The sequence below is a fragment of the Neorhizobium galegae genome, from assembly GCF_017877135.1.
GTDB lineage: Bacteria > Pseudomonadota > Alphaproteobacteria > Rhizobiales > Rhizobiaceae > Neorhizobium > Neorhizobium galegae_A.
On the sequence record NZ_JAGIPH010000010.1, the window covers coordinates 143,142 to 166,664 of the forward strand.

The following is a 23,523-nucleotide window of genomic DNA, read 5'->3' on the forward strand; positions in this document are numbered from 1 at the left end:
AACCCACAGGCCCTCCGGTAATGGCGTGCCTCGAAGGTGATGCTTCTGCAGATGCTGAAATTGTCCTCGGCAGCCCTTCCGATCCCGGGCCTTTATGGGCTATGACCGAACCGGAAAAATTTACTAAACGCTGCCTGGAAGCGGATCGGCGACTGCCGGTCCGGAAAATGCATGGTCACCATCAAGGAAATCGCCAAGGCCGCCGCCGTGTCTCCCGCCACCGTGTCGCGTGTCCTGAACTATGATCCGACGCTGTCGATCTCGCCGGCCAAGCGCCAGGCGGTGATCGAAACGGCGGAGGCGCTCAATTATGCGACACCGCGCAACCGCAACCGCGCCCAGGCGGGACCGCTGCAACTGCCGAACCGGGTTCTGGCCATTCCGCGCCTGGCCATCGTGCATTTCCTCGAGCCCTCAGAGGAACTGATCGACCCCTATTATATCGGTGTGCGCCTGGGCATCGAAAACCGCTGCCGGGAATACCGCATCGAGGCGGTCAAGGTCTTTCACTCCGAGGCCGTCACGGCAGGGGCGCTGCTGCAGAGCGTTTCCGGTGCCATCGTTGTCGGCAAGCATTCCCGCCAGGAAATCGCCTGGCTTTTCGAGCATGCCCGCCATCTCGTCTTTGCCGATTTCGTGCCGCGCCGGGAAGATCTCGACTATGTGTGCAGCGATCTCGGCCTTGCAACCCGCAAGATCCTCGACGGGCTGGCAAGTGCCGGTTACCAGCGCATCGCGTTTATCGGCGCCCATGATCCGGTCAGCGCCGATGGTGGCATGTTCGGCGAACGGCGTTGCCGGGCCTATATCGAGTGGCAGCGCGAGCGCGGCGGCTTTGATGCAGACCTGATGGCGCTGAGTTCCCCGGACGACCACCGCCATGGCCAGAACCTGCGCCTGGAAGTGGGCTACGAACAGGCAAAGGTCATCCTGGCGCGGACGACCCGGCCGGATGCCCTCGTCATGGCCAATGACAATCTGGCGATCGGCGCCTACAGGGCCATCCAGGAGGCGGGACTGTCCATTCCCAACGATATTGCCGTGGTCTCCTACAATGACATCCCCGTCGCGCAATTCCTCAACCCGCCGCTGTCGACCATGCGCATCCTCAGCGAAGCCATCGGCGAAACGGCCGTGGACCTTCTGGTGGAGCGCATCCAGGGCCGCGAATACGCCAAGCACGTGATACTGCCGACGGAAATGATCTGGCGCGAAAGCTGCCGCAAGCCCATCATCTAACGCATTGGTTTCCCGAGCATAACGACCTCTTACCGACAGGCCGCGCCAGCGGGCCGCGGTGCCTGCTCACCTGTGCCTTCGCACTTGCAAAAAATATTTAGTAAAACTTTTCTTGCCATCGGATTTCTTTTCCGCTTAGGTCTGGCCCGGGCGGAGGATCGCCATCAGCTTGATGTTTTCGGGGAGGAAAACATGGACAGATTGCCATTGAAGACATGGACCCTGCGTGCAGCATGGGTTGGCGCAAGCCTCATGGCGGCGGCGCCCGCATTTGCCGGTGAAATCACCATCTGGTGCTGGGACCCGAATTTCAACGTCGCGATCATGCGCGAAGCCGGCGAACGCTATACGAAGGCGCATCCGGGCACGACGTTCAACATCGTCGATTTTGCCAAGGCAGACGTGGAGCAGAAGCTGCAGACGGGGCTTGCCTCGGGCACCGGCAATGCGCTGCCGGACATCGTGCTGATCGAGGATTACGGCGCGCAAAAATATCTGCAGTCTTTCCCCGGCGCCTTTGCGCCGATGACCAAGAAGATCGATTACTCCGGCTTTGCGCCCTACAAGGTGCAGCTGATGACGCTGGAAGGCGAGACCTACGGCGTGCCCTTCGACAGCGGCGTCACCGGGCTTTTCTATCGCCGGGATTATCTGGAACAGGCGGGCTTCAAGCCCGCCGACCTCGAGAACATCACCTGGGACCGCTACATCGAGATCGGCAAGGCCGTCGAGGCCAAGACCGGCAAGAAGATGACGACAGAGGACCTCAACGATGGCGGCATGACGCGCATCATCATGCAGTCGGGCGGCAAGTGGTACTTCAACGACGACGGCGAACTGGACGTGACCGGCAATGCGGCGCTGAAGGGGGCACTGGATACCCAGGCCAAGATGGTCAAGGCCGGCATCGTCAAGCCTGCAACCGGCTGGAACGATTTCGTCAAGGGCTTCACATCCGGCGACGTCGCCTCGGTCGTCACCGGCGTCTGGATTACCGGCACGATCAAGGCACAGGCCGCGCAGGCCGGGAAATGGGGCGTCGCCCCCACTCCGCGTCTCGACATGGCCGGCGCCACCAATGCATCGAACCTTGGCGGTTCGAGCTGGTATGTGCTGGCAAAATCCAAGGAAAAGGATGAGGCTATCAATTTCCTCGGCGCAATCTACGGCAAGGATATCGATTTCTACCAGAAGATCCTGGCCGATCGCGGTGCGGTCGGCTCCCTGACCGCGGCCCGGTCCGGCGCAGTCTACCAGCAGTCGGATGCCTTCTTCGGCGGCGAGCAGGTCTGGCAGCGCTTCGCCGACTGGCTGGCAAAGGTTCCGCCGGTCAACTACGGCATCTTCACCAATGAACTCGACAATGCCGTTACCGCCAATCTGCAGGCGCTGATTGCCGGAAAGCCGGTGGATGCGGTGCTGAAGGACATCGAAGAGCAGGCCAAGACGCAGATCCAGTAACGTCCTTCACAGGCCTCTCCTGCCGGCGCCATTCAGCCGGCAGCCCTCTCCTGCGGCAGGATTGCCGCAGGACTTGCGGGCAAAGCGGGTGGCCGGTTTCACGGCAAAGCGTTCAGGGTGAGGCCCAGGTGGCGATCTTCACGGCACGAAACAGGCACGGCGGTCTGAAGCGGTATTACGATGTCAACGGCTGGCTGTTCATCGGCCCGGCGCTGGTGCTGATCGCGATTTTTCTGCTCTATCCGATCGTGCAGTCGCTGACGCTGTCGGTCTATTCCGGCCGCGGCATGATGATGAAGTTTACCGGCTTCGGCAATCTGGTGCGGATCTACAATGATCCGATCTTCTGGAAGGCGCTGACCAACACGATCACCTTCTTCATCATCCAGGTGCCGATCATGATCGTCCTGGCGCTGATCATCGCCAATGCGCTCAACAATCCAAAACTCCGGTTTTCCGGCCTGTTCCGCACGGCGATCTTCCTGCCCTGCGTCTCGTCGCTGGTGGCCTATTCCATTCTGTTCAAGAGCATGTTTTCCGTCGACGGCATCGTCAACCGCACCCTGATCGGCCTTGGCGTCATGGACCAGCCGATCAACTGGCTGACCGACCCGTTCTGGGCCAAGGTTCTCGTCATCACCGCCATCACATGGCGCTGGACCGGCTATAACATGATCTTCTACCTCGCAGCCCTCCAGAACATCGACCGCTCCATCGATGAGGCCGCCCGTATCGATGGTGTCCCCTCCTGGGGGCGCTTCTTCTATCTGACGGTGCCCATGCTGAAGCCGGTGATCCTGTTTACCACGATCACCTCCACCATCGGCACGCTGCAATTGTTCGACGAGGTCTACAGCCTGACGGAAGGCAAAGGTGGTCCCTCGAACGCGACGCTGACGCTGTCGCTCTATATCTACAACCTCACCTTCCGCTTCATGCCGAACTTCGGCTATGCGGCGACGATTTCCTATGTGATCGTGGTGCTGGTGGCGCTGTTGTCCTTCCTGCAATTTTATGCGGTGAGGGAGCGGCGATGACAAAGCGCCTGATGAGCGACCGCCTCACGGCCCGCCTCGGCAGCGGCCTGCGCTATGGCCTCCTGTCGCTGGCCGCCTTCTTATCCGTCTTCCCCTTCTTCTGGATGCTGATCGGTGCGACCAACATCACCGCCGATATCAACACCGGCAAGGTCACCCCCGGCGCAGCGCTCCTCGACAATATCCGCTCCTTCGTGGCGCAGGTGGACGTGCCGGTCGTTTTGTGGAACTCGGCAAAGATTGCGATCCTCGGCACCGCCGTCACCATCATCGTGTCATCAATTGCCGGTTACGGGTTCGAGATGTTCCGCTCCAGGCTCCGGGACCGGATCTATTCCGTCATCCTGCTGACGCTGATGGTGCCGTTCGCCTCGATCATGATCCCGCTCTTCATGATGATGGCAAGCGCCGGGCTCATCGATACGCATATCGCCATCGTGCTGCCGACGCTCGCCTCGGTCTTCATCATCTTCTACTTCCGCCAGGCCTCCAAAGCCTTTCCCGCCGAGCTGCGCGATGCCGCCAAGATCGACGGTCTGAAGGAATGGCAGATCTTTCTCTTCATCTATGTGCCGGTGATGCGCTCCACCTATGCGGCGGCCTTCGTCATCGTCTTCATGACCAGCTGGAACAACTACCTGTGGCCGCTGATCGTGCTTCAATCCAATGAGACGAAGACGATCACGCTCGTCGTCTCCTCGCTGGCCTCCGCCTATTATCCCGATTACGGCGCCGTGATGGTCGGCACCATCCTTGCCACCCTTCCCACCCTTTTCGTCTTCTTCGCCATGCAGCGCCAGTTCGTCCAGGGCATGCTTGGCTCCGTGAAATAGGAATGTTTGCGATGCGCATGACCCGTCTTTTCAACGACAACTGGATTTTTTCGGAAGGCTTCGACGAGGCTTCGAAAACGGCTCTTGCCAAGGGCGAGACCGTTCGCCTGCCGCACAATGCGCTCGACCTGCCGTTCAACTATTTCGATGAAGCAAGCTACCAGCGACCCTTCACCTACCAGAAGATCCTGGCCTGGCAGCCGGAGTTCGACGGGCGTGAAGTCTCCGTGGTGTTTGACGGCGCCATGGCCAATGCGCATGTCTACCTGAACGGCGAGGCCGTGATCGCCCACAAGGATGGCTATACGCCCTTCGAAGCGCGGCTCACCGGCCGGCTGAAGCCCGGCGACAACCTTTTGACGGTGAGCATCGACGGCAGCGAGAACCCGGACATCCCGCCGTTTGGCGGCCGCATCGATTACCTCACCTATGCCGGCATCTATCGCGATGCCTGGCTGAAGGTGACGACGCCTGTCTCCATCGGCCAGCTGAAGATCGAGACGCAGGAGACGCTCTCCGACGCGAAGGGCGTGACCGTCCGTGTCGATCTTGCCAATCCGTCGGACGCGGCCCTTGCCGGCCGGCTGACCGTGGCATTGAAGGACGGCGAGCGCGTGATCGCTTCTGAGACACTGGATGTGGCGGCCGCTCGCCACACCTTTACCTTCACCGGTCTTGAAGGCCTGTCGCTGTGGGAGCCCGATCATCCGGTCCTCTATACGGCGGAGGCCCGCCTTGAGAGCGACGCCGGCGAAGACAGTTACACCTCCCGCTTCGGCTTCCGCACGGCAGAATTCACCGCAAGCGGCTTCAAGCTCAACGGCAAGCTTCTGAAGATCCGCGGCCTCAACCGCCACCAGGCCTTCCCCTATACGGGCTATGCCATGGGCAGGCGGGCCCAGGAGCACGATGCGGAAATCGTCAAGAACGAGTTGAAGTGCAATCTGGTGCGCACCTCGCATTATCCGCAATCGCCCTGGTTCCTCGACCACTGCGACCGCATTGGGCTTCTGGTGTTTGAGGAAATTCCTGGCTGGCAGCATATCGGCGACAAGGAATGGCAGGCGGAATCGGTGCGCAATGTCGAGCGCATGATCACCCGCGACTGGAACCACCCCTCGATCATCCTCTGGGGCGTGCGCATCAACGAGTCGCAGGACAGCCATGATTTCTACGCCGAGACCAACCGGGTGGCGCGCGAGACTGACCCGACCCGCCAGACCGGCGGCGTGCGCTTCATCACCGACAGCGAATTCCTCGAAGACGTCTATACGATGAACGACTTCTATCTCGGCAGCGAGGAAATGCCGGGCGCCAATCATGCCCGCACGCCGCTGCGCGACCAGCAGGCCTGCACGGGCCTGCCCACCAGGGTTCCCTATATGGTGACCGAGTTCAACGGCCACATGTATCCGACCAAACGCCATGACCAGGAAGCCCGCCAGGCCGAACATGTGACGCGCCACCTGCAGGTGCTGAACGCCATGTACGGCGATCCCTCGATCTCGGGTGCCATTGGCTGGTGCGCCTTCGATTACAACACCCACCGCGATTTCGGCTCGGGCGATCGCATCTGCCACCACGGCGTGATGGACATGTTCCGCGAGCCGAAGTTTGCCGCCTCTGTCTATGCCAGCCAGTGCGCCCCGGAAGAGGAGATCATCCTGAAGCCGGTGACCTTCTGGGCGCGCGGCGAACGCAATATCGGCGGCATCATGCCGCTCATCGTGCTGACGAATTGCGACGAGGTGGAATTCGTCTATGGCAGCCACCTGCGAAAGCGCGTCGGACCGGATCGCGACAGCTATCCGCACCTTCCCCATCCGCCGGTTATCATCGACCGCCGGCATTTTTCCGCCGAGGAACTGGGAAGCTGGGGCATGGCCTGGCAGGATGGCGAAGTGATCGGCTACCGCAATGGCGAGCCCGTAGCGACGGTGAAAATGTCGGGCGGTGCGGTGCCGACGCGTCTTGAGGTGGTGGCGGACGATCAGACGCTGCCGGCCGCCACCAAGGACCAGGTGCGGGTGATCGTGCGGGCGCTCGACCAGACCGGCAATCTGCTTCCCTTCCTCGACGAGCCGGTCCAGGTGACGGTAAAGGGCCCGGCAAAGCTGCTTGGTCCATCCAATCCGGTTCTCACCGGTGGCGCGACCGGTTTCTGGCTGGAATCGACCGGAGAGGTTGGTTCAATCGACGTCACCGTGTCATCGGCGCGGTTTAAGCCGCGCACCCTTTCGCTGTCCGCCGTGTGAAAAAGAGGAAGACCGCATGAGCGCGCTCTCGTTGCAAGGCATCCGGAAATCCTACGGATCGCTGGAGGTGATCAAGGGTGTCGATCTCGACATCCAGCCGGGCGAGTTCACGGTCTTCGTCGGCCCCTCCGGCTGTGGCAAATCCACGCTGCTGCGCATGATTGCGGGACTTGAGGATATCAGCGGCGGCGATCTCATCATCGGCGACGAGCGGATGAACGACACCGATCCGTCGCGGCGCGGCATCGCCATGGTCTTTCAGTCCTACGCGCTCTACCCGCACCTCACCGTGCGTCAGAACATGGGCTTTGCGCTGCGCTTTGCCGGAGTTCCCAAGGCCGATATCGACACCCAGGTGATGCAAGCGGCCCGCATTCTGGAACTGGAACCGCTCCTGGAGCGCAAGCCCGGGCAGCTTTCCGGCGGTCAGCGCCAGCGGGTGGCAATCGGCCGGGCGATCGTGCGCCATCCAAAAGTATTTCTGTTCGACGAGCCGCTCTCCAATCTCGATGCGGAACTGCGCGTCCACATGCGCATGGAGATTGCAAAGCTCCACAAGAAGCTCGGCACCACCATGATCTATGTGACCCATGACCAGGTGGAGGCGATGACGCTGGCCGACAAGATCGTCGTCCTGCGCGCCGGCATGGTCGAGCAGGTGGGATCGCCGCGCACGCTTTACAACGATCCCAACAACCGGTTCGTGGCGGGTTTCATCGGCTCGCCGAAAATGAACTTTCTGCCGGCCGTCGCGGTCTCCACGGATGGCCAGCCGGCAGTGCGGCTGGATGAATTCGACACGATCCTGCCGATGAAAGCGATCGCGACCCGCCTGCAACCCGGAACGCCCGTTACGGTAGGGTTGCGGCCGGAAGCCTTCCGTCCGGACGGTGACTGCTCCTTGACGCTCAATGTCGAAATGATCGAGTACCTGGGGGGCGAGACGCTGGTCCATGGCCGCGGCAGTGGCGAACTCGTCACCGCAAAGCTCTCCCAGTCCGTCACCGTGCCGGGTGGCGAACGGGTTGCGCTTGCCTTTGACAGCCGGGATCTGCTGCTGTTCGACGCAAGCGGCAAGCGCATCCAATAGGCAACCGCGAACATCCGGCAAACGCGCGAGGCGATCTGCCGGAAAGGCCCTTTCCACGGCAATGACGGAGAGGCCGCGGCCCGACCACGGCTCTCTCATTGCCCGCATTCGGCGGCGCGCCTTGCCTGAGGCCCTTGCCAAGTTCCCGCCGGTCTTCTTCCAGCGCGGCATCATAGACTATAGAACATGATGCAATTCAGAGCTTATCCGCTTACCGTTTATTTCGTATTTTGCTTATATATATGTGTAGGCAATTGCATCGTGATGGTCGTCTCAGCAAGGTCTGGTTGCACAGGCGCTTCGGTGCTAGAACCTTCGGAGACCTGAGGGATGGCAGAAAAGCGCGCGCGATGAGCATCCTGTTTGCGAAAAACCAGCTTTTGGACAAGGCCGAAGACGCCAGATCTTTCAAGAGGTGGCTCTATGTCAGCCTTGTGCGTCTGGCGTTTCGCAACAACTTCGCCAATATTACCGTCAATCTGGCCGCGGGCTTCGGTTTCGTCCTGATCATCTGGCCGTCCGAGGAGATGAGCGAGAGCTTTCTGGCGCAATGGCTGGTGGCGCTATCGGTGCTGTCGCTGGCGCGGCTGACGCATTCCTTCTTTGTCATCAAGCGCCTTCGGGACGAGCCCGACATCACCCAGGCCCAGTTGCGGCCGCACCTCTTTCTCTACGCCGCAGGCCTTCTGACGGCAGCCGGTCTGTGGGGGATCATCACGGCCTCGACCGTGCTTGCGGGACATGAGGAAAGCCGGCATGCGGCGCTTGTCATCATTCCGGCACTTGCGGCCGGCGCAACCGGCATTCTGGCGTCGCAACGGGTGATCGGCCGCATCTATATTTCGGTGATGCTGCTTCAGGGCTCACTCGCCCTTGCCCTTGCCAGGGAGCCGGAACACCTGATGGCGGTCTTGGGCGTCATCTTCACCATCGTGATGCTGATTGCACACCGCAACAATCATCAGGTTCTCAGACAGAGTTTCGAGCTGCAGTTTCGCAACAATGATCTCGTCGAGAAGCTTGAGGCTGAACGCAGCCTTTTGGAAAACCTCAACGCCACTCTGGAAGCACGGGTGCGCCAGCGCACGGCGGAATTGAAGGAACTGGCGGCGCAGGATCCTCTGACCCGCGTTCTCAACCGCAGCGGCCTGATGCAATGGTGCGCCGAGCAGGAGGAAAGCGTCAGTGCGTCGGCCGGCTTTGCGGCGATCTTCATCGATCTCGACCGTTTCAAGCAGATCAATGACGGCCTGGGCCATACGGTTGGTGATATCGTGCTGGTGGAAGTGGCAAGGCGGCTGGATCGGGCACTTGGGGCCCATGGCGCCCTGGGCCGTTGGGGTGGCGACGAGTTCGTGGCCATTGTCCGCACACCGCAGGAGCGTCCGGAAGACTGGAGCTGCACGCTGGTGGACCGCATGCGCGCGGCGGTGGAGGAGCCGATTGCTGTTGCCGGGCGCCAGCTGCAGGTAGGCTTCAGCGCCGGCGTCGCCGCGACCGGCAGCGACCGCCTCCGAGTAACGGACGCCATTCACTGTGCCGATCTCGCCGCCGGCGATGCCAAGCGCAAGGGGCGCGGCGTTACCCAGATCTACCGCAAGACGCTGCTGGCCGAGCAGGAGCGCAATCTGGCCCTTGTCCAGGCCCTCAAGCAGGCCATTGCCAATCGTGAGTTTTCGGTGGTGTTCCAGCCGGTGGTTCAGGCGGGTTCCCATGCGGTGCATAGCCATGAGGTGCTGCTGCGCTGGAACAATCCGGATTACGGTCTGGTCAGTCCCGACGAATTCATTCCGATTGCCGAAGATACGGGCGAGATCGTAACGATTGGCGCCTTTGTGCTGGACACAGCGCTGCGCGAGATCGCCCGAACGGCCGATCCTGATGGTCCGCGCCGCCTTGCTGTCAACGTGTCGCTTCGCCAGTTGATCGCCCCGGGCTTTTTCGAGGTAGTCCGCTCCACGCTGGAGCGCCATCAGGCGCGGCCGGAGGATCTCGTTCTGGAGGTGACGGAATCCATTTTCGATACGCGCCGGCAGTCGATCATCAAGGCAGTCCTGCTTGAACTGCATCTTTATGGCGTCGAAATCCATATCGACGATTTCGGCACCGGCTATTCGTCGCTGTCACGCCTGCATGAAATGCCGGTGCAGGCGCTGAAGATCGACAGGTCTTTCGTCCAGGCGCTCGACAGCCATGGCCACGCCATCATCGAGGGAACCGCTCTCATTGCCCGAAAGCTCGGGATTGCCATCGTGGCGGAAGGTGTCGAGACAGCACAGCAGGTGGCTGAGCTCGAAGCGCTCGGCATCGACTATCTGCAGGGCTATTTCTTCGGAAGACCAAGCCCGGCCCTCGCACGTCCCCCGCAGTCGAAAAGCGCCTGATGGCGTATAGCGACACGCCGAAACTGCTGCCTGACAGGCGTTGAGCCGGCGTCAGGCCGGGTTCCGGCTTCCGGAGAAGGCCCCGCGGAACCAGGCCCATCCGCCCTCGCCTGTCTTCTTGCGCCGGTAAAGCGCCTGATCGGCATAGCGCATCAGGGTCTGCAGATCGCCGGCATCCTGAGGGTAACAGCTGATACCAAGGCTTGCCCCGACGGATAGCTGCTTCGCCTCCCAAGTGAAGGGCTGCGAAAGTGCACTGCAGATGCGCCGAGACACCAGCTCGGCCTCGGCGCCTGAGGTGAGCCCCGGCAGCAAAACCGCGAATTCGTCGCCCCCCAGCCGAGAGATGATGCCCGTTGGCGGCACGACCGCCCGCAGGCGCGTTGCAACCGTCTTCAGTACCTCGTCGCCGGCATCGTGACCAAACTTGTCGTTGATCGATTTGAACCGGTCGAGGTCGATCAGCAGGACGGCGATGGACAGGGACGGATGGCTTTCATGCCAGCGCAGCTCGAAATGCCAGCGATCGCTCAGTGCCCGCCGGTTGGCAAGCTCGGTCAGCGGATCCTCCAGCGCGATACGCCGAAGGGCATGTTCCACAGCCTTGCACTGGGAGATGTCTTCGAACGTCGCAATCGCGATGCCCTCGTAACGGTCGACCGTGCCACGGTGGAGCGTGGTGACGATCGTGCCATCGGCGCAGCGCAGATCAAGCTCGATGCCGGAGCTTGCCGCATTGCCTAGGCTGTTACCGTTGCGCAGGTTTTGCCAGAGGATCCGCGCGCGATGGCGCTGCTCCGGATGGCAGCAGGCTGCATCCAGCCATTGCTCCACCGACGTGAAGCAGCCATCCAGAGTGCCGAACTTATCGGTGAAGGCATGATTGGCGGAACGGACATTGAAATCCTTCAGCGAGGCCCAGAAGAGCGCAATCGGCGCCGCATCGAGAACCGTGCGAAGTTCCCGACGGTTGGGCTCCACCTGCAGATCTGTGGTCTCCATCACGTGCATCATGCTCTTCTCCGACCTGCCGTTCCTTTACCACCGCACCAGGGAGCCTGCGGCTCTTGGCGCGTGAGCAAGGTTGGAACGGTGCCACCCCGTTTGAAGGAGCAGATCCTGGAGGCGTGATCTGCTGCTTCGAGAAGAGAAGAACATGGCAGGCGTCACGCGGGCGTCACACCGCAGTCGCGCCGTCTGGAAGGGATGACGATGACCCTGTCTTCAGCCTTTGCAGCACTTTTGCGCTGCAGCGCAGGGCGCCGTTGCGGCTGGCGAGATGGCTCCAGCCGGAAACACCGATCACCTCGAAGCCAAGATCCTGCCAGAGATGCCGGTTGGCCTCGTCGTAAGCGGACAGCGCCTCGATATCACCAAAGTGCGGCAGCCAGACGAGCGGCTTTTCCCGCCCCTTGCGCACCACGTTTTCAAGGAGGACATTGTTGTAAAGCCGCGCCAGTCTCTTGCCGCTATCCGGCGTCACGGCAAAGGGCACCGGGTTGCGGATGACGGCAAAGCCCTGGCGCTCCAGAGAGACGGCAGAGGCATCGAGCTGACTCCGCGCCTGTTCGACCAGCCGGCTTTCACCGCCACCTTCAAGGCATGGCTCGGCCACCAGAAGCAGCGGACGGGCGTTCTGCGAAAGGCCGGTTACCGAGACGAACTGGTCCACATGAAAACCCGGCTGGTGCAGCCGCCCGCCGCCCGCCGCCCGGTAGCCGAACAGGTGGACGGGCCGATCGTCCAGCGTTTCGAGGAGACCAAGGTCGGCCGGTGCAGCACTCTCCGGCGGGGGGCTTGAAAGCCCGTTGCGCTCGAGGCTTGCCGCGCCGACGATCCGAAAATTCTCGCCCACCAGCTGGTTTCCGCCATCAAGGTCCAGCGTCACCGAAACGCTCTTCCAGCCGAGAGAGCGGGCAAGGGTCGGGCCAATGGCCGTGCCGGCACGGCTTAAGATTTCGCCTCCCGACAGGTGGTTACCCGCATGGTCGCGCACATGAAAGAGATCCTGCATCCAGGGGCTCTGGCGCGCGCTTTCCGGCATATCGAGCGGCACCAGCGTCACCGACACCGCAAGAGGCAGTGTCGCCAACCACCGCTCCGCCTCTGCAAGCCGCTGGCGATCCACGACCAGAAAAAGCGCGATCCCAGCCGGAAACGCCGCGATGAGATTGCCGATCGGAGCCAAAGGCCGGCTCCAGCGATCAAAGCTCTCCCCACCGAAGAAGGCGGAAGGGAGGGAAATGCCCAGCTTTTCGATCAAACCGCCACAATCGGCAAGCAGGCGGGCTGGCGGCACCTGTGACATCAGGTACGGCTCCCACTTTGTTGGCGCGAGAGAAGGCTGCGGAAGAACAACGTGTGCTGAAACCGCCAGGTGCCGGCGGGCGGGGCACAAAGGGTCCCGTCCTGAAGGAGGTTCAGCAAGGCGACCGCATCCGCCTGTTTGACCGAAAAGGCGTTCCCCGCAAGCCGGTCGGCCATCTCCATCGCAAAACCGCCTTCCCGGGCAATGGCGCGCCAGGTGCGCCTTGAAAAATGCAGCCGGCATGCGGCGGCCATCAGCCGTGCGTGATCGTCTTCGCCAAGGGTGTCCGCAAGCCTGTCGATGGTGGCTTGGGCGTCCACGAGGGCAAGGGTCAGCGGCCGGTAGGCGAGATCGGCAGGGGCATGTGACAGCGCCACATCCGCATCGCTGACGCGGCGGCCATCGCGGTAGTCTTCAAAAACCCTGCCGATGCCGGTCATGCCGAAGGCTTCGCATTCGGCAGCGCGCAGCGCCCCCATGCTGGCCGCGCCGATGACTGCAACGCCCTTCGACAGGGCAAACAGGATTTCCTTGTGCCAGACGGCGGCGCAATCGCCATAGAGCCCGTCGATCAGACCGATCACCTGCGCGCCATCGTGCACGGCCGACAAAAGATCGCCGCAGGCCGAAGACCCGCGAAAGACAAGCCCCGCAAAGGAGGAAAGATCAAGGCCATGTATCGAAGGCCCGGCAAACACCACCGTATGGCACGTCACGATTTCAAAAACCCGCTGAGCGTATTCAGGGAAAGCCGGTTGAGGCCCGCATTGCCGGCCGAAAGTCCATCCGCAAGCACTCTTGCGACATGGATGCCGGGTGTGCCGGTATCCAGCGGAAAGACGTAGAGATCGCGAATGCCGACATCAAACAGGTGTCTGGCGAGCCGTCGCCACACCGGGCCCTGCCCGCCACCGGCTGAAAGATCAAGCTTTGGCGGGAACCCGACCCCTTTTCCGGCTGGCGCGACATTGCTGAAACGGGCCGAAAAATCCGGCCGGTAGCGTTCCGGCGACAGATCGTCGCGCGCACCGCTGATATCGGTGAGGCGTGACTGGATCGCTTCCAGAAGGGCGGCAAGGGCGGCCTCCAGCGGGTCAAGCCGGCAAGCAATGCCGGCGGAATGGCGCTGACCGGGGCCATCGTCCGACATCAGCGGCCGCTCGATGCCGGCCAGAATGACCGGCACGCCGGTTGCGCCGGTGAGGTCGAAGAAGCCCACCTGAAGTTTCTGGCTCTCAAGCCGCGCCAGCAGGTCGTCGAGAGGCTGGAACTGACCCGGTGAAACGGACAAGGGCCGCATGCCGAGCGCACGGCTTTCGAACGTGTCGATCAGCACGCAGGCATCATGCTCCACCAGTTCCAGCAGCGCATGCAGGACGACGCGGTCTTCGTCAAAACCGGCCGCCAGCCCGTGCGATGTCATCTGGAAGGCCTGGCGATCCCAGGGAAAATCGGCGCGAAAATCCATGCCGACCAGTTCATAGGGCGCATAGACCGGCCGATTGTCACGCGCGGAAAATCCCTTGACCCAGGCGCGAGCACGGCCTGCATCGAAATGATCATGGGTGATGCGGGCCATGCGCTCCAACGGCATCGGGCAGAGGCCGCGCGCGACAAGTGCCTCGGGCGTGCCCTGCTCGGCAATATGACGCCCGGTCTCTTCAGCCACCGCCCCCTCGATCGCCTCCATCACGGCCGACAGCTTTGCCTGCCGCACGCTCAAGCCCTTGCCCTGCGCCACCGAAAGACCCCGGGAATTGGGCCGCACCGCAAACCATACCGGCACGCCGATCACGTCCAGATCCGTCACATCCCCGACCCGGGTAATCCCGAACCGCCTGAGCAGTTCGGGATCATCCAGAAGCGTGGCGGACAGATCGGGCGCGCCGTTGGCATTCAGTTCGGCAACGGGTGTCCGCTCAGTCGGCACGGATCACGGCGTGGTGTTTGGCGTGTCGGACAGGATGGCGTCGAAGAGGTCGCCAGTGGTCGCACCGCTCGGGCCAACGGCCATCAGCGGGTTTTCGATCGGCAGGCGAATGTCGCGGTTGGTGTCCCACCCGGTATCGACGACAGTGCCGACCAAAGCAAAATCAGCTTCGGAGATGACGGCGCCGCCCGCAATCAAGGCTTCAACACCCTGGATCTGCACCTGATCCAGCGACGTTTCGGCCTGGCCATCCTGGCTTGCCAGCATGCCTTTGGCGGCAGCGGCAATGCGGGCATAGCCATCGACGCCCGGATGGCTTGTTTCATAATCCACGATGGTCTGATGCGAAACCTGCGCCACGCGCAGCGGCTCGGTGCGTAAGAAAATGACGCCGTCGCCCTTTTTACCGATGATATAGAGTTTGGAGCTGGTCATGTGTTCTCCTTAAGGAAGGCCTGCCGTTCGGAAGGCGTGATAAAATCGTTCATTGATTGCGGGATCGCGGTTCGGCGATAACCCGCTGATGTCCCTTGCACTCATGCCCGGGTACATGTCCTGAAGCCGCAAGCCGCACTGGCGTGCCGCCTCAAGATCTCCATTGAGAGCCAGGCTTGCCGTCAGCACCCGCAGGGCTGGCTCGTCATTTTCCATGCGCCGGCACAGCTGAACCGCCTCGCCATAGGCTTCCCGCTTGAACGCAATGCTGGCGCCCGCCCACCAATAGATGTCGGGGGCGATCGGGTTGAGGTCGATGGCCTGCTGGAAGCGGGGCCAGGCGGCGTCCGGCTGGCCGAAATGCGCGAGCGCATCGGCGTGCTGCAGGAGCAGGTCGGCGGAGTTGGGGGCAAGCGCTTCGGCCTCGAAAAAACGCTGGGCGGATGTGTCGAAATCGCGCCGGTAAAGGGCAACGACGGCGCACATCCAGTGACCCATGCCGGAAGCCGGATCGATGTCGAGCGAGGCTTCCGCCTCGGCCTTTGCCCGGTGAAGAAGATGCGGATCGCCGCCGCCCAGCATCAGCCATTCCAGTTGCAGGGTCTGAGCGATGCGGGCGCGCGCCGTTGCCATGCGTCCATCGAGCTCCACGGCCCTGCGAAATTCCGCCCGGGCGCGCCGCAGCGACGGCAGGTCGCACTTGCCGCGCAACAGATGCTGGCCGGCCAGCAGCCGCTGATAGGCATTGGCATCATGGGCGCGAAACGGATCCACCTGCAAACGCTCGATCTGTTCGGCAAGCGCTGCGGCAATCTGTTTCGACAGAAGGCGAAAGGCGGCATGCACCTGCTCGGCATCCAGCGCCACTTCCAGTGCCCAGACCACCTCCGCCGTCTCCTCTTCGATCAGCGATATCGACAGGCGCGTCGGCTCGATAAGGGTGGAACGGACGCGGTAATCGGCGCGCAGGGATTGGTAGAGCCTACCCGAGGCATCCTCGGCAGAAGCAAAGCTGCTGTGCGGCGCAAGCACGGTAAATGTACGATAGCGCACCAGACTGTTTGCGACATCCTCGACAAAGGCATGGGCGATGGGAAAGGAGGCGGTGCCGGCCTGCAGTGTGACCGGCGGCAGGAAAGCCACGCGGGGCTTGCGCACCGCCTTTTCCGGCGCGGCTGCCGGTTTTTCCTCGGCGGCCGGTGCGGCATAGCTTCGGTTTCGCCGCTGCAGCGCAAGCGTTGCCGGTTCCGGGTTTCGCCCTTCCAGCTGCAATTGCCGGGTGAGCATCTGAAAGATCCGGTCGCTCGCGGCAATGTCGCCGGCGCGCGCATAGGCCGCCATCAGGGCGCGAAACGTCTCCTCCCGCTCCGGCTCCAGTCTCAGCGCGACATCGGCAAGGGCCGCAATAGCCGTGGTCTTCGCCCCCCCGAAGCGGGTGAGATCTTCGAGCGCCGAGCCCAGGGCGGAAAAGAACAGGTCCTTCAGCCGCTGTCGCTCCGAGACCAGCCAGAGGTAAAATTGCTCCTGGTTCTCCTCAAGCCCGGCCAGCAGTTCGCCATCCACGCTGCAGAGCGCCTGCAGGCGCAAGCCGACATCCTCCGATCTCAGCGCCGAGAGGAAGAAGGCCAGATCGGATTTTTGCGCCAGCACGCCGGCGCTGAGCCCCGTCGGCGTGCCGGTGACGAACGCCCCGTCCGCCGTTGCCAGCGGCTGCAGCCGCGACAGCAGTTGCCGCAGATTTCCAAGCGCCCGCTTCTGATCCGCCTCTTCCCACAAGAGGGCCGCCGCTGCCTGCCGGGTCAGAAAGAAGCCGGGAGAAAGCAGAAGCGCTGCAACCAGGACAAACCCCTTTGCGGGAAAAAATGCCTGCCCCTCGGTCTCGCAGCGCGGCGTCCCGAACAGCCGGATGAATGGTTTGCCTTCGTCGCCGTTCAAGAACCCACCCCTCGTGGTTGCCGACATTTCGCCACTCCCGCGACATCGAACGAGATAATGCCCCGTATTTGACGCCGGTGTGACGCCGTTTGTCGCATGATTCTCCCGAAGTTAAATAGCAGGGGAGCCCGCCCGGACATCATTCTTCCGGTCAAATAGAAACGATGCACCGCATGACATTCAATTCTTCTTATGTACAATTTTCTTCTTACACTGAACCCTACCAGCGCGCCGATGATGTCGGCTTCGCCATTACCGAGTTCATGTGGTTCAAAGGCTATCCATTCTACGCAATCGGTGCGCTGACTGAAGCAAAGGTTGCTTATGCGAGACTTGCGCAAGGGGCATTCGAGGAGACGGACCAGGATAATGTCGATCTCGTCTTCCGCATGAGCCAAACCGGCGGTGGTTATTTCTTCGAACTGGTGCTGCGGTCGGACAAGGGCACCGCCTATGGGGGCTGGCTCTGGGGTGAAAACCTGGAGGTGACGGACGAATTCATCAACGGCTACCGGGTGCTTGCCACAACCCATGCCGCCGGCAGGACCCATTTCGCCTATAGCCGCCGGCGGCGCGGATACCAGTGCATCGGCCGCCCGCCCGTCGACAAGGCATCGCTGGTCATGCCGCGCAGGACACGTGGATTCGATGCCGACGCATGATCAGGACCGATGAGAACAAGAATTACATCCTCCGGTTGACAAATAACATAAATCAACTTTAAGTAATCGCATCGGTAGCGACTTCTCCCTAGAGACGAAATGCACCGGTAATCATCCACGGCCCGCATCGAACGGGCCGTCAATCATGTCATGCCTTGCCCCCTCTGCCGGCCTTATCCGCCAGCGGCATTGGGAGCCCGTGTCTATCGCCAACGCCATTCGAGCAGACAACTCGATGCGGCCTGGCGTTCGCTTTTACCAATAGCCAGCAGACTGCGTTTCCAGCGATTTTTTTGCGCGCGAAATGCAGAACACCTTGTTCCGCTTTACGATTTTTCACCATGCCTCGGAGGAAAACTGGGATGAGATCTTCATGGACACGCCGTACACTTTTGCGCAGCATGACGGCCCTTGCGGGCAGTCTGTTTGCGCCGCCGCTTCTCTCCGGCCTTGGCCAGGCGCAGGCCGCCTATAGGACAACCCGTCCGGATCTTCCCGCAGACTTCGGTCGCGGAAGGAGCGTCGCCATTGTCGGCGCTGGGGTAGCCGGGCTCACATCGGCCCTCAGGCTGGCCAATGCCGGCTTCAAGGTCGTGGTGTTTGAGGCAGACAGCCGCTATGGCGGGCGCAGCCTGACCGCCCGTCCGTCCAACGAAGCCTACCGCAAATGGTGGTTCAAGAAATATCCCGGAACCGATCAGTTTCCGGCCATGTATGCGGATCGTTACCAGGAGGTGGCGACAAGCCCTGCCCCAGATCTTCAGATCTGCGAATTCATGGATGATGACTGGAAGCCCGAGTCAGGGCGCGATCCGGTGGAACTGTTTCTGAATGCCGGGCCAGGGCGCATCCCGTCCAACCACGTCAATCTCATCGCGCTCTGCCAGGAGATCGGCGTGGCGCTCGAGCCCTATTTCTTCCAGTCCATGTCCAACCTCATTCAAAGCCAGACTTTTGACAACGGCAAGCCCATCAGCTTTGCCCAGGTGACCTACAGTCTCTATGCCGAAATGGCGCAGATGATGTACCAGGTGGCCCGCGAGGGGATCAAACTGAAGGGCAACCCAGGCGCCGAAGAAACGAAAGCGCTGGAGAACCTCTACCAGTTGTTCGGCAACCTTAGCAGCAGCGGCGACATCCAGCCGAATTCGCGGCTCGGATACACGCATCTGCCAGGCGGTTGGCGCGATAGCGGCACGCTGCGTGACAGCGTCCCCCTCGACAAGATCCTGTCCTCCGGCTTCATCGGCGATGCCGACGCCAATCCGGAACTGTCGCCGGGATCGTTTCTGTTCAACGGCTTCAACATCGACTGGCAGCCGTCGCTGATGCAGCCGATCGGGGGCATGGACCGAATCTGGCAGCAATTGCTGCTGCAGGATGTGCCGAAAACGGCGATCTGGAACGAAAGCCTGCAGCCGGTCGCCGGCGCCGGCGCCAAGGTTGGCAACCTCGTTCTCCTGAATACGGCCGTCACCGGCATTGCGCCCAGCAGCAGCGGCGTCAGCCTGCGCGTCAACCCTTCCAATGCCACGGGAGAGACGGGCGTCCAGCAACACGAATTCGACTTCTGCATCTCCACGACCGCCCCCTCCCTTCTCAACCGCATCCTGGTGAAGGAAGGCCTGCCGCGGGCCTTCATCAACGGGCTGGACGCATTTTCGGTCCAGGGGGAATGGGGCGATGACGATCCCACACCCAATCTGTGGACACCGGCGATCAAGGTTGGATGGCAGGGCAAGAGCCGCTTCTGGGAAACCGAAGATGAGATCTATGGCGGCATTTCCTGGACCACCGACATCATCGGCCAGATCTGGTACCCGTCGGAGGATTTCACCGCCCATACCGGCATCCTGACCGGCGCCTACAATCGCGGTACGCCGGCTGTCACCTATGCGCGCCAGGGCAATGTGGAGCGTATCGCCACGGCGCGGCACGGCCTCGGGCTTCTCCATCCGGAGGCAAAGGAGGAGGTTTACCGGGGCCTGTCGATCGCTTGGCAATATATGCCGAACCAGGTCGGCGGCTGGGCGTCCGATACGGCAAGCACGTCGCCGAACGTCTATCGGGAGATCACGACATTCGACCCGTCGGGCCGCTTCTTCTGCGCCGGCGACACTTGGAGCTACTGGCCCGGATGGCAGGAAGGCGCCGTTGCATCGGCCTATTGCGCGATCGCCGCGATCGCGCACAGCATTGAGCCGCTCAACTGCCTCGACTGCGGATGCTTTTCAGGCATGAAGGGCTGAAGGATCATGCAGATGTGACCGGGCACCGCGCATCAAAAGCCAGGTCCAAAAACAAAAAGCCTGCCGCGGGAGGAGGTGCGGCAGGCTTTTCGAAAAGAACTGAACGGCGCTGGGAGGAGGAGTGCCGCCACTCTGCAGACGCCCCTTGGGAGGAGGAGTGGGCCGTCTGACACACGAAGCTCTGCGGGAGGAGGAGCATTGCTTCGATGAGGATGATCATACGCCAGATCGGCGGATTTGATAGGCATTATGTTGCAGTGCAGCTATGCAAAAATCGGGATGCTCCAGAACCCATATCCAGCATCGTGACTGCGGCCCAAACGCAAAAACGCCCGCGTCGAGAGCGGGCGTCTGCAAGACAGAACTGGCGCGAAAGGCTTAGAAGCCGACAGAGGCCCGCGCCACATCGCGGATTTCACCGCGGGCAATGCCCAGGTCGTTCAGTTCGCGGTTGGACATGCGGCCAAGTTCCGTGACCGTCTGACGATACTTGCGCCAATTGTTGAGAGAGCGTGCTACGTTCATGATGCTCCCCTTTCCTGAGGTTCGTTTGACGTCAGCAACCGTGCTTGGCTCCGGCGTCGTTTGATGTCGCTAATATAGACTCGGGGGCGGCCAGCGAACAGTCGCAATGCGTCAGGCCACCTATGCAGCGAATGCAAGGCGTCCTCGACCCCTCCCCGCCAAATGCCTTTGGCTGCATCATCCGCAGGCAATTTTCGATTGACAGGAATGCGGCTATAGGATGACCGGCGGCTGCAGGCGCGTTGTGCAGAAAGACGAGGCGCGCCGCCGATGGGCGTCAAGCGTCACCGGGCAGACAGCCAAACCTTCGCGCAAGCCGTGTCGGAGGCCGGCTATTCGGCCGCGGGCTGGCCAAGGGCGGCAATCTGCTCGCCCGGATGATGATCGTCTCTTCCCATCTCCTCTGCGAGGCGCCTCTGCCGGGCAGAGTGAAACTGGCGCTTCTGCTGATACATGGCCGCATCGGCCCGCCGCACCACGGCTTCGATCTTTTCACCCTGCTCGCTGGTGGCGATACCGAGCGCGATGCTGAGCGGTGCGTTCGAGTAGAACTGGTTGTTGATCTTCAACAGCTCCTGAATCGTGTCAGCCATGGCCGCCGCTGCGGCCCGGTCGGCACCCGGCATCAGGATGGCAAATTCGTCGCCACCAATGCGGGCGACGTGGTTCGGCCGCGTCACGGCACCGTTCAGCACTTCGCCGATCCGTCGCAGCAGGGCATCGCCCGCATCGTGGCCCAGCGTGTCATTGGTGTCCTTCAACCCGTTGAGGTCAATCACGAGGATAGAGACCGGCCTCAGCGGCTTGCGCTCCATGCGGTTCATTTCATCGACATAGAAGGCGCGATTATGCAGTTTGGTCAGCACATCGTGCTTGCCGAGATATTCGAGATAGGCTTCCGCCTTCTTGCGCGCCGTGATGTCGGTGAGCGCCACCTGCACCAGCGACCAGTCGTCTTCGTGGCCCGGAAGCACGGAAAACTGCATCAGGACATAGCGCTCGGACCCGTCGAGCGCATAATTGACCACCTCGCGCTGGTGGAAGAGATTGTTGTTCCACAGCTCCACCAGCTGTTCGCGAAAATGCTTTTCCATCTCATCGCGGAAAATATCGCCGAGCCGCTGCAACAGCGTCTGGCGGTCGGGCGCACAGAACAGATCGAGCGTCGACTGATTGACCGTGATGACGCGGATCTCGCTCATGCACTGGCGCACGAACTCCGGATGCACGTCGGTGAACACGCGAAAATCGGCAATGCCCTGCGCGCGCACATCCTCAAGCATGGTGCGGATACGGCTGAAATCCTCGACCCACAGCGACACCGGCGAGTGTTCGAAGATCCCTTCGGCATATTGACGGTTCGACAGTTCACGGCGGCGGGCATCCTCGCGCTCCGTCACGTCTTCCGTCGTCAGCAGAAGCCGGTCGAGCGTTTGCTCATGGCCCGGCAAGACGGCACCGCGCAGCTGTATATCCAGACGCCGGCCCGACAGCGTGTAATTGACCGCACTGCCGAAAAACTCCTTATGCCCATCGAACAGAGCGGAAAGCTCGTTGATGTGGCTTTCCAGCATGTCGTCCCGGAAGACGCGGTCGATATTAGCAACCAGATGCGCCTGGCTTTCGGCCCCGAAGAGCTCGAGCGTCTTTCGATTGACCTCCAGCACGCGGATCTTGGAGGCGCAGAGCGCCACGCGCGACAGATCCGCCCGCAGGAAACGGCGGATGTCGGTCACCCCCTCGCGACGCCAGACGTCGAATTGAGCGGCAACGCCGCTGAAATCCTCGATCCACATGGCAATAGGCGCGAGATCGAAAACATCGGCACCGCTATTGTTGTCCATCATGCGCCCTCGCATAGCCTCTTGCGGCCAGTCCATAGAACGAATCCACCCCGCGGTCATTCAAATCTGGAATAGAATGAGACACCTGTCGAACTTTTTTAGCAGGTCCTTGACTTCGGCCAAGGATGCGCCGGCGTCTGATGTCCTGTGATCAGGATCCGGACGCAGCGGCGCGCGCGTCGAGCTGTTGCCCGATCAGGGCAGCGGTGGTCTCTGCCCCGTCCATCAGGATCGAAATCTGCGGCCGCGCCGGACGCTGCCGCACCCTGCCGATGGCTGCAGCCAGTGTCTCGCCGCTCAGCTGCTGCTCACCAACCACTTCGGCAAAGCCGAGGCTTGCCAGCTTTTCGGCGCGCATCGTCTGTTCGGTCTCGCCGCCCGATGCGAAGGGCACCAGCACGCATCCGCATGTGGCCAAGAGAAGATCGCAGACAGTATTGTAGCCGGCCTGCGAGATCGACAGTTCGGCATTCATGAGGAGGCTCGGAAAGTCGGTGCGAAAGCGCACCAGCGCAACATTCTTGTCCGCCCGCGCCGAGAGGCGGTCAAACGCTTCGGCCGGCATGTTGGGCCCGGCAATCAGGCACCAGCTGCGGTCGTCGCTGAGGATATCGCGGGCATCGAGCGCTGCCTCGACAAGGGCGGCTCCCACCGCGCCACCGCCTGCAGACACGACGACGTCGAACCGATCCGGTGACGGCACCGGCGTCTGAGGTGCCACAAGCCCGGTGTAATGCACCTTGCCGGCAATGTCTCCGGCGAGCGGAAACGTGTCTTCCAGCCGCACGAATTGCGGATCGCCATGGATCAGCACACCGTCGAAATAATTCGTGACAAGATCGGCGGTTTCCCGGTCGCGGCCCGGCTTGCGGTTTTCCTGCAGGATATCGCGCACCGAACTGTAGAGAAGCGGGCGCGGGGATGCCTGCCGGATGGCCTCCAGAAGGGGCAGAAGCTCGAACCGCATCTGGCGGCGGCCGAAGGGAAAGGCTTCGATCAGCACCGCATCGGGGGCTGCCGCCTGGAAGGCTTCGCTGAGGAGTGCTGCCCGGCGCGCCTCGAACCGCTCATCGACACGGCGGCCATCGGCGTCGATCAGGCCCGAAAAACCGGTGCTGGAGGAAAGCACGGCCGGCAGTTGCACATGCCGCACGTTCGGACCAGGAAACCCTTCGATGGAATTGCCGCCGGTCACCAGCGTCACCTCCATGCCGGCGGCATGGAGCGCTGCGGCGATGCGGCTTGCCCGCACGAGATGGCCAATGCCGAGCAGATGCTGGACGTAGAAGAAAATCCGCTTCGGTGCCTTCACCGTCTCGCTATCCGTTTCCGTCAC

18 protein-coding genes are annotated in these 23,523 nt (G+C 61.9%); 9 read left to right on the forward strand and 9 right to left on the reverse strand.

What is annotated here, in order from left to right:
* The first annotated feature begins 171 nt into the window (after positions 1 to 171).
* The 7 genes from J2858_RS22060 to J2858_RS22090 all read left to right on the forward strand — a co-directional run bounded on the left by J2858_RS22060 (position 172) and on the right by J2858_RS22090 (position 10,299).
* Positions 172 to 1,239 (forward strand): LacI family DNA-binding transcriptional regulator, encoded by a 1,068-nt coding sequence (locus J2858_RS22060; RefSeq protein ID WP_210107023.1) that lies wholly within the window; start codon positions 172 to 174, stop codon positions 1,237 to 1,239.
* A gap of 192 nt (positions 1,240 to 1,431) precedes the next feature.
* Complete coding sequence (locus J2858_RS22065; protein ID WP_210107024.1) at positions 1,432 to 2,700, forward strand: ABC transporter substrate-binding protein; 1,269 nt, start codon at positions 1,432 to 1,434, stop codon at positions 2,698 to 2,700.
* 134 nt (positions 2,701 to 2,834) lie between these two features.
* Positions 2,835 to 3,737 carry a carbohydrate ABC transporter permease gene (locus J2858_RS22070; protein ID WP_210107071.1) on the forward strand — a complete coding sequence of 301 codons (903 nt, stop codon included), beginning with the start codon at positions 2,835 to 2,837 and terminating at the stop codon, positions 3,735 to 3,737.
* Entirely contained in the window at positions 3,734 to 4,570 is an 837-nt protein-coding gene (locus J2858_RS22075) for a carbohydrate ABC transporter permease (RefSeq protein ID WP_432443389.1), read from the forward strand. The genes J2858_RS22070 and J2858_RS22075 overlap by 4 nt, the downstream gene beginning before the upstream one ends.
* 11 nt (positions 4,571 to 4,581) lie before the next feature.
* On the forward strand, positions 4,582 to 6,825 hold the full coding sequence (locus J2858_RS22080; RefSeq protein WP_210107025.1) for a glycoside hydrolase family 2 protein: 2,244 nt from the start codon (positions 4,582 to 4,584) through the stop codon (positions 6,823 to 6,825).
* A 16-nt stretch (positions 6,826 to 6,841) separates the two neighbouring features.
* The gene (locus J2858_RS22085) at positions 6,842 to 7,915 is read left to right on the forward strand and encodes an ABC transporter ATP-binding protein (protein ID WP_210107026.1); all 1,074 of its coding nucleotides are present in this window, start codon (positions 6,842 to 6,844) and stop codon (positions 7,913 to 7,915) included.
* 350 nt (positions 7,916 to 8,265) lie between these two features.
* Entirely contained in the window at positions 8,266 to 10,299 is a 2,034-nt protein-coding gene (locus J2858_RS22090; protein ID WP_210107027.1) for a putative bifunctional diguanylate cyclase/phosphodiesterase, read from the forward strand.
* Positions 10,300 to 10,350: 51 nt separating this feature from the next.
* Here J2858_RS22090 and J2858_RS22095 read toward each other — a convergent pair whose 3' ends face one another.
* The 6 genes from J2858_RS22095 to J2858_RS22120 all read right to left on the reverse strand — a co-directional run bounded on the left by J2858_RS22095 (position 10,351) and on the right by J2858_RS22120 (position 16,907).
* Positions 10,351 to 11,313, reverse strand: coding sequence for a GGDEF domain-containing protein (locus J2858_RS22095; RefSeq protein ID WP_210107028.1), 963 nt, complete (start codon positions 11,311 to 11,313; stop codon positions 10,351 to 10,353).
* Positions 11,314 to 11,476: 163 nt separating this feature from the next.
* Entirely contained in the window at positions 11,477 to 12,607 is a 1,131-nt protein-coding gene (locus J2858_RS22100) for a hypothetical protein (RefSeq protein WP_210107029.1), read from the reverse strand.
* Positions 12,607 to 13,323 (reverse strand): TfuA-like protein, encoded by a 717-nt coding sequence (locus tag J2858_RS22105; protein WP_210107030.1) that lies wholly within the window; start codon positions 13,321 to 13,323, stop codon positions 12,607 to 12,609. The genes J2858_RS22100 and J2858_RS22105 overlap by 1 nt, the downstream gene beginning before the upstream one ends.
* Positions 13,320 to 14,537, reverse strand: a complete 1,218-nt coding sequence (locus tag J2858_RS22110) for a YcaO-like family protein (RefSeq protein WP_348635516.1) — start codon at positions 14,535 to 14,537, stop codon at positions 13,320 to 13,322. The genes J2858_RS22105 and J2858_RS22110 overlap by 4 nt, the downstream gene beginning before the upstream one ends.
* A 3-nt stretch (positions 14,538 to 14,540) precedes the next feature.
* The gene (locus J2858_RS22115) at positions 14,541 to 14,972 is read right to left on the reverse strand and encodes a hypothetical protein (protein WP_210107031.1); all 432 of its coding nucleotides are present in this window, start codon (positions 14,970 to 14,972) and stop codon (positions 14,541 to 14,543) included.
* A 9-nt stretch (positions 14,973 to 14,981) separates the two neighbouring features.
* Positions 14,982 to 16,907: a BTAD domain-containing putative transcriptional regulator gene (locus tag J2858_RS22120; RefSeq protein ID WP_245366995.1), complete on the reverse strand. Its 1,926-nt coding sequence runs from the start codon at positions 16,905 to 16,907 to the stop codon at positions 14,982 to 14,984.
* A gap of 173 nt (positions 16,908 to 17,080) precedes the next feature.
* On the opposite strand from J2858_RS22120, the gene J2858_RS22125 reads away from it, so the two are divergent.
* Both J2858_RS22125 and J2858_RS22130 read left to right on the forward strand, forming a co-directional pair.
* Positions 17,081 to 17,569 (forward strand): hypothetical protein, encoded by a 489-nt coding sequence (locus J2858_RS22125; RefSeq protein WP_210107033.1) that lies wholly within the window; start codon positions 17,081 to 17,083, stop codon positions 17,567 to 17,569.
* 362 nt (positions 17,570 to 17,931) lie between these two features.
* Positions 17,932 to 19,818: a flavin monoamine oxidase family protein gene (locus J2858_RS22130; protein ID WP_245367000.1), complete on the forward strand. Its 1,887-nt coding sequence runs from the start codon at positions 17,932 to 17,934 to the stop codon at positions 19,816 to 19,818.
* A 378-nt stretch (positions 19,819 to 20,196) separates the two neighbouring features.
* Here J2858_RS22130 and J2858_RS22135 read toward each other — a convergent pair whose 3' ends face one another.
* The 3 genes from J2858_RS22135 to J2858_RS22145 all read right to left on the reverse strand — a co-directional run bounded on the left by J2858_RS22135 (position 20,197) and on the right by J2858_RS22145 (position 23,523).
* The gene (locus J2858_RS22135; protein WP_210107035.1) at positions 20,197 to 20,343 is read right to left on the reverse strand and encodes a DUF1127 domain-containing protein; all 147 of its coding nucleotides are present in this window, start codon (positions 20,341 to 20,343) and stop codon (positions 20,197 to 20,199) included.
* Between the two features lie 332 nt (positions 20,344 to 20,675).
* Positions 20,676 to 22,187, reverse strand: coding sequence for a sensor domain-containing diguanylate cyclase (locus J2858_RS22140; protein ID WP_210107074.1), 1,512 nt, complete (start codon positions 22,185 to 22,187; stop codon positions 20,676 to 20,678).
* A 151-nt stretch (positions 22,188 to 22,338) separates the two neighbouring features.
* Positions 22,339 to 23,523, reverse strand: a complete 1,185-nt coding sequence (locus J2858_RS22145) for a glycosyltransferase family protein (RefSeq protein WP_348635517.1) — start codon at positions 23,521 to 23,523, stop codon at positions 22,339 to 22,341.

Coding starts and splice junctions, on each gene's coding strand:
- J2858_RS22095 (WP_210107028.1), bottom strand. CDS start 11,313: ATGATGCACGTGATGGAGACCACAGATCTGCAGGTGGAGCCCAACCGT.
- J2858_RS22080 (WP_210107025.1), top strand. CDS start 4,582: ATGCGCATGACCCGTCTTTTCAACGACAACTGGATTTTTTCGGAAGGC.
- J2858_RS22140 (WP_210107074.1), bottom strand. CDS start 22,187: ATGGACAACAATAGCGGTGCCGATGTTTTCGATCTCGCGCCTATTGCC.
- J2858_RS22060 (WP_210107023.1), top strand. CDS start 172: ATGGTCACCATCAAGGAAATCGCCAAGGCCGCCGCCGTGTCTCCCGCC.
- J2858_RS22085 (WP_210107026.1), top strand. CDS start 6,842: ATGAGCGCGCTCTCGTTGCAAGGCATCCGGAAATCCTACGGATCGCTG.
- J2858_RS22115 (WP_210107031.1), bottom strand. CDS start 14,972: ATGACCAGCTCCAAACTCTATATCATCGGTAAAAAGGGCGACGGCGTC.
- J2858_RS22135 (WP_210107035.1), bottom strand. CDS start 20,343: ATGAACGTAGCACGCTCTCTCAACAATTGGCGCAAGTATCGTCAGACG.
- J2858_RS22125 (WP_210107033.1), top strand. CDS start 17,081: ATGACATTCAATTCTTCTTATGTACAATTTTCTTCTTACACTGAACCC.
- J2858_RS22075 (WP_432443389.1), top strand. CDS start 3,734: ATGACAAAGCGCCTGATGAGCGACCGCCTCACGGCCCGCCTCGGCAGC.
- J2858_RS22130 (WP_245367000.1), top strand. CDS start 17,932: ATGAGATCTTCATGGACACGCCGTACACTTTTGCGCAGCATGACGGCC.
- J2858_RS22090 (WP_210107027.1), top strand. CDS start 8,266: ATGAGCATCCTGTTTGCGAAAAACCAGCTTTTGGACAAGGCCGAAGAC.
- J2858_RS22100 (WP_210107029.1), bottom strand. CDS start 12,607: ATGTCACAGGTGCCGCCAGCCCGCCTGCTTGCCGATTGTGGCGGTTTG.
- J2858_RS22065 (WP_210107024.1), top strand. CDS start 1,432: ATGGACAGATTGCCATTGAAGACATGGACCCTGCGTGCAGCATGGGTT.